12 protein-coding genes are annotated in these 13,706 nt (G+C 45.6%); 3 read left to right on the top strand and 9 right to left on the bottom strand.

The features are described from left to right. Nucleotides 1–61: 61 nt before the first annotated feature. The 4 genes from JHJ32_RS04265 to JHJ32_RS04250 form a co-directional block, all read right to left on the bottom strand. The gene (locus JHJ32_RS04265) at nt 62–706 is read right to left on the bottom strand and encodes a hypothetical protein (RefSeq protein ID WP_200120042.1); all 645 of its coding nucleotides are present in this window, start codon (nt 704–706) and stop codon (nt 62–64) included. Nucleotides 707–786: 80 nt separating this feature from the next. Further along, nucleotides 787–1,170 carry a hypothetical protein gene (locus JHJ32_RS04260; RefSeq protein WP_079716632.1) on the bottom strand — a complete coding sequence of 128 codons (384 nt, stop codon included), beginning with the start codon at nt 1,168–1,170 and terminating at the stop codon, nt 787–789. Between the two features lie 146 nt (nt 1,171–1,316). Next, a complete protein-coding gene (locus tag JHJ32_RS04255) occupies nt 1,317–2,768 on the bottom strand; it encodes a RagB/SusD family nutrient uptake outer membrane protein (protein ID WP_200120040.1) in 1,452 nt (483 codons plus the stop codon). Nucleotides 2,769–2,788: 20 nt separating this feature from the next. After that, nucleotides 2,789–5,944 carry a TonB-dependent receptor gene (locus tag JHJ32_RS04250; protein WP_200120038.1) on the bottom strand — a complete coding sequence of 1,052 codons (3,156 nt, stop codon included), beginning with the start codon at nt 5,942–5,944 and terminating at the stop codon, nt 2,789–2,791. A gap of 494 nt (nt 5,945–6,438) precedes the next feature. On the opposite strand from JHJ32_RS04250, the gene JHJ32_RS04245 reads away from it, so the two are divergent. After that, a complete protein-coding gene (locus tag JHJ32_RS04245) occupies nt 6,439–6,714 on the top strand; it encodes a LapA family protein (protein ID WP_079716635.1) in 276 nt (91 codons plus the stop codon). On the opposite strand, the gene JHJ32_RS04240 is transcribed toward JHJ32_RS04245, so the two are convergent. The 5 genes from JHJ32_RS04240 to lepA form a co-directional block, all read right to left on the bottom strand. After that, nucleotides 6,707–7,981, bottom strand: coding sequence for a HAMP domain-containing sensor histidine kinase (locus JHJ32_RS04240; protein WP_200120036.1), 1,275 nt, complete (start codon nt 7,979–7,981; stop codon nt 6,707–6,709). The two genes, JHJ32_RS04245 and JHJ32_RS04240, sit on opposite strands and share 8 nt — an antisense overlap. Next, a complete protein-coding gene (locus JHJ32_RS04235) occupies nt 7,982–8,656 on the bottom strand; it encodes a response regulator transcription factor (RefSeq protein ID WP_200120035.1) in 675 nt (224 codons plus the stop codon). 100 nt (nt 8,657–8,756) lie between these two features. After that, nucleotides 8,757–9,185: a hypothetical protein gene (locus tag JHJ32_RS04230; RefSeq protein WP_200120033.1), complete on the bottom strand. Its 429-nt coding sequence runs from the start codon at nt 9,183–9,185 to the stop codon at nt 8,757–8,759. A gap of 55 nt (nt 9,186–9,240) precedes the next feature. Further along, nucleotides 9,241–10,122, bottom strand: coding sequence for a bifunctional 5,10-methylenetetrahydrofolate dehydrogenase/5,10-methenyltetrahydrofolate cyclohydrolase (locus JHJ32_RS04225; RefSeq protein ID WP_200120031.1), 882 nt, complete (start codon nt 10,120–10,122; stop codon nt 9,241–9,243). 87 nt (nt 10,123–10,209) lie between these two features. Beyond that, nucleotides 10,210–12,000, bottom strand: a complete 1,791-nt coding sequence (gene lepA / locus JHJ32_RS04220) for a translation elongation factor 4 (RefSeq protein ID WP_079716640.1) — start codon at nt 11,998–12,000, stop codon at nt 10,210–10,212. Between the two features lie 170 nt (nt 12,001–12,170). Here lepA and JHJ32_RS04215 point away from each other — a divergent pair, with 170 nt between their 5' ends. Both JHJ32_RS04215 and JHJ32_RS04210 read left to right on the top strand, forming a co-directional pair. Then, entirely contained in the window at nt 12,171–13,151 is a 981-nt protein-coding gene (locus JHJ32_RS04215; protein WP_079716958.1) for a GlxA family transcriptional regulator, read from the top strand. A 5-nt stretch (nt 13,152–13,156) separates the two neighbouring features. Then, nucleotides 13,157–13,699, top strand: a complete 543-nt coding sequence (locus JHJ32_RS04210) for a hypothetical protein (protein ID WP_079716641.1) — start codon at nt 13,157–13,159, stop codon at nt 13,697–13,699. Nucleotides 13,700–13,706: the final 7 nt, after the last annotated feature.

Here is a 13,706-nt window from a genome sequence, read left to right as displayed (position 1 = left end):
AAATCCAGCGACAATCCAAGCGACAAGCAGGCTAATCGCCCCTTTCCCACCAACCAACCTATTACTTTTCGGATTCTATCATATCAAAAAGCCGGATTAGATCTGCTTCTTTCTTAATATTCAATCGGTATTTCTTCTGGCGCTCTGCAATATTTTCACCTGGAAAAATTCTCTCCAGGTCATCGACCGTCTTAAATTTAACCAGTTGCTGATCCACAACAGTGTAGTAGGTTGATGATGTTAACACGTTTTTGATTTGGTTAGGCTGGCCGAATGTCGCGGCTTGATCAACTAGCGACTTCACCGTTTTCTTATACAATGGAGCTTCTCCGTCAACGAGTATTTCAAGATACCCCACTACCCCACTTAATTGGATAAAATTCAGTGTATCTCCCGTTGTCGGCTCAATAAGCGAAAAACCCGAGACCGGCTTATTAAAAGCTAGTGTGTTCCCTGCCTTATCTTTAAATACAAGTTGCTCCGCCAACATATCGTATAATAGATCGATATTTGTATAACTGCTACCGTCTGATAAGGTAACACGTCCTTTCGCCCAATCAGCAAACAGATAAGGGGATCCTTTGATACCTTGATATGACTGTCCCTTAATGGGCGTACCTCCAACAGGATCGGCCGATATCGTCCATTGACCGAAACTGGCATTTATAAAAACACCTAAGCAGAGAAAAAAGAAAAGAGCTTTCATAACATTCAAAAAAGGGAATCACTTCATAAAAAGTAATTCCCGATGTCAAAGAATATTTAATTTACCAATGTGGGGTTGGTTTACTCAATCCCGATATACACTGTAAATTCTTCGTTGTTAAAAGTGAAAACGCCATTACTTGTCGAAAATGTTCCGGTTATTGTATAGATCCCGTTCGGGTAGGGAACGAAATGAACAATTGCGTCAATATTATAAACCGGCTCAATGATCCCGCCGTCAATAGTAGCGTATGCTTGTGTAATAAAAAACGAGTTGGTTCCACCAGATGGTTCAAACACAAAATCAAAACGAGCATTATATGGTGAATTCGTATAAACAATGCCGGAATAACGGTAATCATGCTTAACTCCACTTTTAGGCAAATGCATTTTAGATTCAACAAATTTTGTTGGAAATACAATCATTCCCAAAATGATGGCAAAAAAGGAAATTCTTTTTTTCATAGTATCCTAGCTATTAAGTATCATCAAAATCTCAGGGACTAACATATGGCCACAACACTGATTGAATACAAAAAATGCATCAATCTATTATAGTTTATTATAACAGGATAAGGCCAGACTTTCATCCGGCCTTATCCTCTATTAAGTTAGTTTACCAACGCTGGATTCGTTAGAATCTCAGCAGTAGGTATCGGATAAACATACCTATCATCCGACGGTTCAATACTGGCACCAGCGCCAACAGAAACGATGGGTTCAAGCCTGCGTTGCAAATCAGGAATGCGGAAACCTTCTCCTAAAAGTTCTATCCGCCTCTCTGTTGCGATAGCCGTTAGAATGGCTTCCCTTGAAGTCAATCCCGCAAACTCATAATCAGGATCTGAACGATGCCTTACGGCTTCTAAGAGTGCTATTGCACGGCCTTGATCTCCAACCTCAGCTTCCGCTTCAGCTAAGTTCAATAACACTTCGGCATAACGGATGATAGGCACCCAGTCGTCATAAGGTGAATCCCCACTCCATTTTGTCAAGATATGCCAAGCATCACTGTATACTTCCGTAAGGCTTCTACGCGCATCAGACTCCGGCCAAGCTTCGCGGTCGGCATAAATACCAGGAGCCGATTGATTGAGGTAATATTCAATATTCCCTACATTGTAATAATACCCAAGCTGATTCTGCGTGCCTGGAGCGTTTGTGTCTGCCATAGGAAATGAAAAAATGTTCTCCAATGTATTATATTGCGTGTACAAGGCCATCACGTCCGCTGATAGCACATGCGCAACATTGTTCGGGGAACTGAATGGAGCCGACGCCGAAACAATTTTATTTGCTTCTGTAATGACGTCTCCATGTCTCCCCATTGCCAGATACACCCTTGTTTTTAATGCTATTGCGGTATTTTTGTGCGCACGCGTCGTATTATTGGAACCGTGGGTAGCAGGCAATCCAGCTTCTGCGTCGTTCAGGTCCTGCAGAATTTGGGCATACACATCAGCCACAGAGCTAGCAGCAAGTTCGTTGTTTGCAGAGCTTGTTTCCGGTTGCAAGCGCAAAGGCAATCCTCTAGATTGTCCATTATCCAACGTGTATGGCTTTGCGAACAATTGAACCAAAGCGTAATAAGTTAATCCACGAATGAATTTAGCTTCAGCTCGATATTGCGCTTCCAATTCGTCACTGACTGCATCTGGATAGTTGTCGAAGTCGGCCAAAAATTTATTAATCCGATTGATGGTTAAATATCCCTGGCTCCAGAAATTAGCAATATAAGTGTCGCTTGGATCATTTGTAAATTGGTAGGAACTGTAACCAGTCACCACATTTGATGTCCGATTCCTAAACTCCTCACCACGGATATCGTTGTATATCAAATACCGGCCACCAAACAACGCACCATTTTTGGCCGATCCATATAGTCCGTTTACTTGGGACAATATACGCTCCGGCGTTTCGAACGCCCTGTCTTCTGGAATAGATGTCTCCGATGGGTAATTTAAAAAGTCATCCCCACAGGAAGATAACAGGGCAACTAAAGGCAGTGATAGTACCGCAACTTTTACGATAGTAGACTTAGTTTTTGAATATATTCGTTTCATGTGATATTCATCATTATAAATTAAAACCCTAAACTCACTCCGAACGTAAATGCGCGTCCCTGCGGAATCGAATTCCGTTCAATACCGGAAGCAATGTTTGAATTTCCGTTAGAGGATATTTCCGGATCCACACCCGTATAACCCGTAATCAAAAAGAGATTATTAGCCTGCACATAGAGTCTTAGGGAATTAATACCGCTTGCGCCAAATACCGATTGAGGTAACCTATAACCTAGGGTAGCTGTTTGCAGACGTAAAAAATCCCCTTTTTCTACATTAGATTCTATTAGGAATGCCGAACCATTGGATACGTTATCACTATAGATTGCCCTCGGGATATCGGTGTTGGTATTCGTAGGAGTCCAAGCGTTTAACGCTTCTGTTGAATTATTCCAGACCCGCTGATCAAGCAAACCAGCCCGAGTACCATTATAAATATAATTTCCTCCTGAAAAAGTAAAATTGAGTGCCAAATCCCAATTCCTATATGAAAGGTTATTGTTAAAGCCTCCGTACCAAGTTGGTATCGTATTTCCTAGCGGGACAGCAGCACCTGTAACCGACGAAGTCGGCACTGGCGTACCATTCTCCACTAATGTATAAGAATTTGCACCGCCTAAATGTTGATACTGCACTTGCCGACCTTGATTATCGATAAAAATTCGACGGCCATTCTCAGGATTGACGCCAGCTGTCCTAACACCGTAAATCTGTGCAGCAGAGTATCCAACCTGAGTATAACTTGACAGCTCTAATGAACTAGTATATCCTAAAATTGGATTCCCATCGCCAACCAATGCAGTAACTTCATTTTTCAACGTGGCAAAATTCAGATTAGTCGACCACGTAAAGTCGCCCTTTTGAATGGGAACGGCGTTGACCGCAAATTCAAATCCACGGTTGTACATAGCGCCAACGTTTAATAGAATACTGTTTCCTGGAATACCTTTTGAAGGGGCTTGAGGAACTTCCAAAATCATGTTGTCAATATCCTTATTAAACCAGTTCGCTTCCAAGCTCAGTCGGTTGTTAAAAAACCCTAAGTCAAGACCAACGTTGGTTTGTTGACTGGTCTCCCACTTCAATTCATTGTTCCCCGCCTGAGAGTAAGAAATACTGGGCACACTGCCATAAATACCGGTTCCAAACAAATTGTATGCTCCGTAATAACTGTTTAGGTTACCGTTGCCAGTCCGACCCCAGCTTGCTCTGACTCTAAAATTCGAGACTGTATTTGCGATTGAGCCGGACTTAAAAAATTCCTCTTCAGAAATGGTCCACCCCAAGGAAGCTCCGCCAAAATTACCCCACCGGTTATTAGCGGACAATGCAGAGTTCCCGTCCCTACGGAAGTTACCACTCACAAAATATTTGTTGGCATAGTTGTAGCTCACACTACCCAAATATGCCTCAAATGCCAAATCGTTAATGCTATTGCCACCTGCGGTATTTGTCAAGAAACTGCCTTGATACTGGTTAAAAAATGGATCACCCAAGTCTTGGCGCTGTCCTCCCCATCCCGCTGTACGCGTGCGCTGAACATCAGATCCGAGAACGATATTCAAATTATGAACTCCGGCAAAGCTTTTCTGATATTGTAATGTATTAATCCAGTTCCAGTTATCTGAACGCACCTGTTGATTATACGCGTGCCCGTTAGTAGCACGGCCGTCACCATTTATCGGGTTCCAAAAACGGTGGTTTTCTGTATTACGCAAATCCCAAGTATACGAAGTCTTAAACGTCAGTCCATCAGCCAAATTTAATTCTGCGGCCATGTTTGCAAACAATCGATTCGTCTCGGAATAGTTTTTATCCAAATCGATCAGCACCTGAGGATTAGACCATTGCATCGCCACAAGGTTGGCTCCTCTTCCGATCGAATTAGCTTCGGTGTTATAATCTCCGTTCTCGTTATAAACCGGAACGTTCGGTGCCTGCGCCATTGCAATGCGCCCTAAACCAGAGGATGCGAAAGCCCCGCCAGAATAAGATCCACTGTTTGGTGCATTATTCTGGTTATTGGTATAATTAATATTAGCCGACAATTTAAGCCAATTAGTCGCCTGGTGGTCGATATTGAAGCGAGCACTTCTTCGCTTAAAATTATTAGCTCTTAAAAAACCATCTTGATCCGTGATACCTGCTGAAAAATAGTATACAGTTTTTTCTGAACCTCCTGAAAACGTCAGGTTGTGGTTTTGAGAAACAGCAGTTCTATATACAACATCATTCTGCCAATCTACATCAACTAAATTACCATTTGCATCTTGCGTTGCAACAAATGCATTACGTGGAGCTCCGGTAAAATTAGGATTGACTTCAAACGCATTATCAATCGCAGCGTTCTTATATGCAATGTATTGCTCCGCATTCAGCACCTCAGGAAGCCTTACGGCATTTGTTACACCAACCCATCCGTCATAAGTAACACGAGGGCGGCCTTGGCTTCCTCTTTTCGTAGTGATAACGAGTACCCCCGCTGCAGCCCTAGATCCATATATTGAAGCTGATGCCGCATCTTTTAAGATGTCGATTGACTCGATATCAGCAGGATTGATATCAGATAAGGGGTTATTGGTCGCCGCGTTTGAGGAAACATCCCCGGTCGAGATAGGAATACCGTCGACCACAATCAGAGGAAAGGAACTTAGGGAAATAGAGCTTAACCCGCGCACACGGATAACCGGTGGGTTATTCAATAAGCCATTGGGTTGAATGATATTAACACCAGCAGCCTGTCCTGTGAGCCCTTGGCTAAAGCTTTGCACAGGGCGATCAGCTATTTTAGAGCCGCTGACCGTAGCGGCGGCCCCGGTGAACTCCGTTCTCCGCTGCGTTCCATACCCTGTAACTACCACTTCGCTTAGCGCCGTGGCATCCGTGGCCAATACCACAGTGATGTTGTTACTCGACCCTAACGTTACCGTCTGCGAAACATAACCAAGGTATCGAAATTCCAGCGAGTTCACAGACGCGGGAATATCGATAGTAAACGTACCCAAGTTGTCTGTTTGCGCGGCTATATTGGCACCAACGGCCAACACGGACACGCCAGCGATTGGGCTTCCATCTTCCTCAGCCGTCACCCTACCGCTGATTCTCCTGTCTTGGGCATACGCCGATCCGATCAACAGTATACCCAGCATAAAGAAACATAGTAATTTTTGTTTCATGTGTTTGTGAATTTGGTTAAAAAAATAAAGAATTAATTTTTAGAAGTCGGTATAAAGGCAAACCCAACCTATCGTTAATCGGATGGCGCCCATATACCTATCTTACTCACCAGGTTTAACAATAAGGGAATAAAATCTTAATTGAAAAAAAGCCTTGACAGCCCTAATTAATATCATGGTTGATACCATCCTTTCCAACATTGCACTTTACGTTTGAAACACCCTGCTAAACCACAAAATCTGGCATGAATCATTTGCCGATTGATTGAATCCGTTAATATCAATCAAGCCTACAAACTAAATCAACAAAACCGATACAATGCGTTCAATAAGGTGTTTTATGTGTGTCTTAATTCTATCGCTGCGTCAAAAATACAATGTTCAACCATTTAAACAAATTTTTCGGCAAAAAATGTTAAAAAAAGTTAATCTTTTATTAGCATTGCGCTCAAAGAAATTGCTACTTTCGTCATAAAATCCTTCAAAAAGCAAACATGCGTGCAAAAACCATCATTATCATCATCATAACCGTCTTGGTTACGGTGATTCTCATGAAAAACATGGACGAGGTCAACTTCTGGATATTCGGCACGCGAAGTGTCCCCAAGTTAGCCGTACTCGGTATCATGTTTTTTATCGGTGCTGTGGTAGGTTTTCTGCTTGGCCGGCCTCGGAAAAAGCAACAAACCGAAAAAACGGACCAGCAAATCAGCCCGACGTTTGAAGCTAAAAAACCGCTGGATCCCGCGGATGAGGACTACATCAATTAATGAACCGGAAAGACAGGTGATGCAAGCCGCCTTCATACTGGTAGGCCACCCGGGCGTGGTAGCGCTGGGCTATTGCATTGACCACGGCCAAACCGAGTCCTGTGGATGACGCGTGGTCCGTTGGTCGATAAAAACGGGTAAATAACTTGTCTGTTTCCAAGGGTTGCGCGCGGCCGGTATTGGCTATTTCAAAACCATTATCAGTCACCCTGACCCGGATACTTCCCCCATCGTGGTTATGCACGATTGCGTTTTTCAATAAGTTAGCTATCAAAACGTCTGCCAAGTCGACATTGAACAACACGTTCAATTGAGCGTCCTCTCGGATTTCCAAGTTGATGCGCTTGTATTGCAGCAGTTCGCCGAAGTCTTCGATTTGCTGTCGCAGACGCGCGTTGAAATCGACCCGCTCTTCCTTGGAAAACTGTTGGTTTTCTATTTTTGAAAGGAGCAGCAACGATTTATTGAGCCTGGTCATCCGCTCAAGGTGTTGGATAGCATTGGCCAGCAGCTGTACCTGGGCGTCTTCGCCCTGAACTTGCTCAAGCAATAATTCCAGTTTATTAAGCGCAATCGCCAAGGGAGTCTGCAACTCGTGCGAAACGTTTTCAATAAATTGTTTTTGATTCTGGAAAACAGCAATATTGGCCTTAAGCAATGCTGCCACCGTATCGTTCATATCCCGGAATTCCGTTACCCGCGTTTGCGGCGGGCTGAATATGTTATCTTCCCCAAGCTTGAATCCGCGGAGTTCGTTTTGCAGTTGATAAAATGGTCGCCATATTTTCCGCAACACCCAATTGTTGATGATAAATGCGCTGGCAATAACCGCAAGATACAGCCAAAGCAACGCATGCAACAGATCAGCCACCAAATCGTCCTCCTCCACCATCGAAGCAATAATTTTGAGCTCATAGTACCGGTCGTCCCTGGTCGAAAAATAGGTGGTAAGCATGCGCACAGTTTCGAACTCTTCTTCATACTCCATATACATGGCTGTATCCTTAAACACTTCGGTAGCCCGCAATGCCCACTCGCGCTTTATGGGCCGTATGGCGTAATTACTTTCTCCAAAGTTTCGCTTATTCAACAACGAAGTGTCCTGATGCGCTTTTTTGATAATCAAGATTTTATAATTTTCCAAGCCGTCATCAATGCTGTCATACACCTCATCCATCATGCTGAAATAAAAAACCACCGCCCATATGCTTAAAATGAAAATCAGCGAAGCCGACAAATATAACAGCGTGTGGTTGAGCAGTTTCATTTAGACGGTTAGCTTATAACCTACACCATAGATAGCCTGTATCTCCAGATTCGCACCATGTTCTTTCAATTTTTTACGTAGGTTCTTGATCTGCGAATAAATAAAATCGAAATTATCTGCATTGTCAATATGGTCGCCCCAGACGTGTTCGGCCAGGGCGGATTTATAGATAAGCCTGTTTTTATTGACGATGAAAAAAGCCAAGATGTCAAACTCTTTTCGATTAAGGTGGATATCGCTACCGTCGACACGGAGCACCCGGCCATCAAAGTCCAACTCCATGTTGTTCAGCGCGATCACGTTTCGACCGCCCAAGGCCTTTCGGCGCAGTACGGCCTTAATGCGGGCATTCAATTCGGCCAAGTGAAAAGGTTTGGTCAAGTAATCGTCAGCGCCGAGTTCAAGCCCTTCCAATTTGTCGTCCAACGAATCTTTGGCCGAAATGATAATGACATTGTCCCGCTTTTGTTTCGATTTAAGGACCTCAAGCAAACTAAGTCCGCTTCCATCCGGCAATCCCACATCCAAAAGGATGCAATCATAGTCATACAGGGATACCTTCTCCATAGCCGAATGAAAATCGGAAGCAGTTTCCACGATGTACTGTTCTTTACACAAAAACTGCATCATGTTATCCCGTAATCCTTGTTCGTCTTCTACGATAAGCAGTTTCATTTCAAGTGTTTTTTATACAAGCCCCAGCGCGCGAGCTTGGGCAACAAAAAACCCATAGGAATACGCCCATGGGTGATATGATTGGTATGTCAAGTGCTAATTAATTCTTCTTTTTCACCTCTTCCTTCACATCTTCGACGGCCTTATTGACTTCACTACCGACCTTCTTAGCCGCATTTTTTAAGTCTTGAGCGGCCGCACTGGAAGCTTCCTTTACCTCTTCTTGGGCACTTTTGACACCTGCTTTTATACCTTCTTTAGCTTCATCGAAAGTCGATTTTGCGTCGTCTCCCAACGCTTCCGCCTTTGCGCCGATTTCATCGCCTGCTTTTTCTATACTGTCCATCGCCGAATCGATCTCTTCCCCTACCGCATGATCGTGATGGTCATGATCATGGTCATGGCCTTCATGGCCGTGGTCATGTGCTGAATGGTCATGGTGATCCGATTCAGCGTTTGATTGGCTGTTATTGCAAGCCGAAAACGCAAGCGCACCTGCGAATAATGCTATGAATGCTATTTTGTTCATCAATGTTTGATTTATAATATCACGCACAATATGCGTACCAATCCTAAAATCAGTCTTATTTATAGATACTTTTTTTCGCTGCCTCCAACGTATTTTTCAGCAACCCCACGATGGTCATCAGCCCTACCCCACCCGGTACCGGCGTGATCCATGACGCCAGCGGGGCAACGCGCTCAAAATCCACATCCCCATACAGTTTATATCCCGATTTGGTTTCGCTGCTGATTTCGCGATTGATGCCTACATCGATGACGATGGCGCCTTGTTTAACCATATCGGCCGTGATGAAGTGCTTTTTTCCTATGGCCGCGACCACAATGTCGGCTCGCCTCACCTCATCTTTGATATTTCTTGTCCGGCTATGGGTCAGTGTCACGGTGCAATTGCCGGGACTGGCATTGCGGGCAAGCAGAATGCTCATCGGACTTCCGACGATATTACTGCGCCCTACGACCACCGCATGCATCCCTGCTGTATCGAGACCATAGTACTCAAGCATCAACAAAATGCCATAGGGTGTAGCGGGTATAAAGCAAGGGAGGTTGCGTTGCATCCGGCCGAGATTGACCGGGTGAAAGCCATCTACATCTTTCCGGTAGTCAATTGCTTCCGTGATCCGTTCGGGATCAATGTGTTTTGGCAACGGTAATTGCACAATGATACCGTCTACCCCCTCGTCTGCATTGAGCTCCCTAATCTTGGCGATCAATGAGTCCTCGGAGATAGTTGCCGGATAGTGGATATTGGTCGATTCAAACCCCACAAGCTCGCAATTGCGCATTTTACTGGCTACATACGTTTCGCTTGCACCGTCATTCCCCACAAGAACCGCTACCAGATGGGGCTTCCTTCCTGTTGAAGCTAAAAACGCTGCTGCTTCTTGTTTAATGCCTTCTTTTATTTTTGCTGATACCAGCTTGCCGTCGAGTAATTTCATATTGATAGCTTTAGGCTTTAGGCTTTTAGGCTGTATGTGCAGACAGGGAAGCCCATCGCTTACAGCTTACAGCGTAAAGCAACCTGATTAATCCAATTTCAAAACCGCCATAAACGCAGACTGTGGGATTTCCACGTTACCCACCTGGCGCATACGTCTTTTTCCTTTCTTTTGCTTTTCCAGCAGTTTGCGCTTACGCGAAATGTCCCCGCCATAACACTTGGCGGTCACATCCTTCCGCAATGCACGGATGTTTTCACGTGCAATGATTTTAGCTCCGATGGAGGCTTGTATTGCAATTTCAAATTGTTGCCTTGGCAGCAACTCTTTTAGCTTTTCGCAGATCTTTTTGCCGAATTCGTACGCATTGTTCCGGTGAATGAGGGACGACAGGGCGTCGACCGGCTCACTATTCAGCCGGATATCTAACTTCACCAAGTCTGATTGCCGGTATCCAATTTGATGATAATCAAATGAAGCATAGCCTTTGGATATCGTTTTCAGCTTATCATAAAAGTCAAACACAATCTCACCCATCGGCATCTCGAAGACCAGTTCAACCCGATCTGCTGTGAGATAAGACTGGTTGATGATGACACCACGCTTCTGGATACAGAGCGACATCACCGGGCCGACAAACTCCGCTTTCGTAATGATATTGGCTTTGATATAAGGCTCTTCTACATAGTCCAGCTTGCTTGGATCGGGCAAATCTGAGGGGTTATGGACAATGATTTCCTCATGGTCCTTGGTGAGGTATGCTTTATAAGACACGTTGGGTACCGTCGTGATGACCGTCATATCAAACTCCCGTTCTAATCGCTCCTGAATAATTTCCATGTGCAGCATACCGAGGAATCCACAGCGGAAGCCGAAACCCAAGGCTGCCGAAGATTCCGGTTCGAACACCAGTGAAGCGTCGTTGAGCTGCAATCGGTGCATACTTTCACGGAGCTCTTCAAAATCTTCCGTATCGACCGGATAGATACCAGCAAATACCATGGGCTTTACTTCTTCAAATCCTTTGATAGCCTCCTTGCTCGGACGGGCAACGTGCGTGATGGTGTCGCCTACCTTCACTTCACGCGCCTCTTTGATGCCGGAAATAATATAGCCTACATCACCTGTCCGTATTACTTCCTTAGGCACTTGATTAAGCCGCAATGTCCCGATTTCATCCGCAATATACTCTTTGCCCGTGGCAATGAATTTCACCCTATCGCCCTTGCGTATCTCTCCATTCTCCACTTTGAAATATGCCATGATGCCTCGGAAGGAATTAAATACCGAATCAAAGATCAGTGCCTGTAACGGAGCCTGCGGGTCGCCCACCGGGTGGGGGATCCGTTCAATAATCGCATCAAGGATATCCCTGACCCCCAATCCGGTTTTGCCCGATGCAGGAATAATGTCTTCCCGCCTTCCACCGATAAGGTCGACAATCTGGTCTTTGACCTCCTCAGGCATCGCGCCGGGAAGGTCCATTTTGTTCAACACCGGAATGATTTCCAAATCGTGTTCCAACGCGAGGTACAAGTTGGAGATGGTTTGCGCCTGAATACCCTGCGAGGCATCGACGATAAGCAGCGCACCTTCACAGGCCGCAATGGAGCGCGATACTTCATACGAAAAATCAACGTGCCCCGGGGTATCAATAAGGTTCAGCACGTATTCTTGTCCGTCTTTCACGTAATTCATCTGGATGGCATGGCTCTTTATGGTGATGCCACGCTCCCGCTCCAAATCCATGTTATCCAACAACTGGGCCTGCGCTTCGCGCTGGCTGATGGTATTTGTATATTCCAACAGCCTGTCGGCCAGCGTACTCTTCCCGTGGTCTATGTGTGCAATGATGCAAAAATTGCGGATATGATTCATTCAAAATAACGTTATACGAAGCGATCGCATGGGACCTGCATTTCACCGCCTTTGGAAAGGCACCGGCATGAATGGTCCATACAAAACGACTTCAAACGGCAAAGATAATTTTTTGGCCGCATATTTTTCATGATGTTTGTACCTTTGGTGTAAACAACGATGCGATTACCATGCAACTGTCCATCATTTTGACCAATAAATACCGACTATTGAGCCTTGCAGCTATCGTGGACGTATTTGAAACCGCCAATCGTTTCTTGCAAGAGGATGGCAAGCCCGAGTTGTTCAACATTACCTTCGTCGGCACGACGGCAACCAAGGTACTTCCTGACAGCTTAAGTCATATCGCTTACGCAACAATCGAACGGGAGCAGGTTTACGACCTGATTTTTGTGCCTGCTTTCGGACCGGTAGACATGGCGAAAACCTTGGAAGAAAACAGCTGTTTATTCCCGTGGTTGCATGCGCAATATCAACGGGGCGCCATGCTGGCCAGCAATTGTACGGGGGCATTCCTCCTCGCCGCCTCGGGACTGCTCAACGATAGGCGGGCGACCACGCATGTAGACGCCGCCGATAAACTGGCGACTTACTTTCCGAAGGTCAAGCTTGAACAGGATGCGGTAGTGACCCATGACGCCAACATCTACACCAGTGGCGGCGCGACGAGCGGTTTCCACCTCATGCTGGCATTGATTCAGAAATGCTGCGGCAGGGAAATGGCCGTTCGCATCGCAAAAACGTTTTCCATCGACATGGACCGGGAGAACCAGGCGCACTTTAGCCATTTTGCTCCCGTGGAAACGCATGACGACGCACTGGTGATGCGCGTCCAGCACAAAATCAAAAGCCAATTCCCTGAAATCAGGAGCATCGAGGAAGCTATCGCTGATATTCCGGCCAGTAGACGGAATTTTGTGCGTCGGTTTAAGCAGGCCACAGGCCTCACTCCCATCCGTTATCTACAAAAAACCAAAATCGAAGCGGCAAAGAAATTGCTGGAAAATACCGAAAAAGGATTGTTTGAAATTATGCTCGCGGCCGGATACAATGATATGAAAAATTTCAGGCAGCTATTCAAAGAAAACACCGGCATGACACCTAAGGCATACCGGGATAAATTCGCCATGCGGTTCGAACCCATAATCTGATCACGATGCGTACGATAACCGGATATACCCTTTTTGTGCTCTTGCTCGCTGCGTTTCACGTCAACGCGCAGCCGACCCCTGGGAAAGAAAAGCTTGTACTCACCCTTCCGGCCGAATACCGGTGGAAAGACAAGACGATACCGAAGGACACCAAAGGGATACGGGGCATGTCCTATACAGTAAGGGGGAAAAATGCGCAACTCGCCCCGGTGAAGACGGTCACCACTACAACCATCGATAAGCGTTATTACCCGATGAAAGCCGAGGGGTCGCCAGCGGAAAAGCTCGAATTCGAAAAAGCCGGATGCCCCGGTGCAACGCTCGACGTGATTGATAAAAAGACCGTAGATGGCCGCACAGCAATTCTATACGCGATTAAGGATACGAAGTCCGCGGATGGTGACTGCGGAACAACGGTATTGCTGACCTATGTAGCCGAAGGGCCCACGGCATTGCATACCGTTGAGGTGGCTATTCCGACGGCGCATTTTACGCAGGAACTATACCAGCTATGGTGTGACGTATTGCTGCAAAGCCGTATCGAATAGCGAAAAC

The organism is Parapedobacter sp. ISTM3 (genome assembly GCF_016533505.1).
Classification (GTDB): Bacteria; Bacteroidota; Bacteroidia; order Sphingobacteriales; family Sphingobacteriaceae; genus Parapedobacter; species Parapedobacter luteus.
This window is presented reverse-complemented; position numbering and strand designations above follow the sequence as displayed.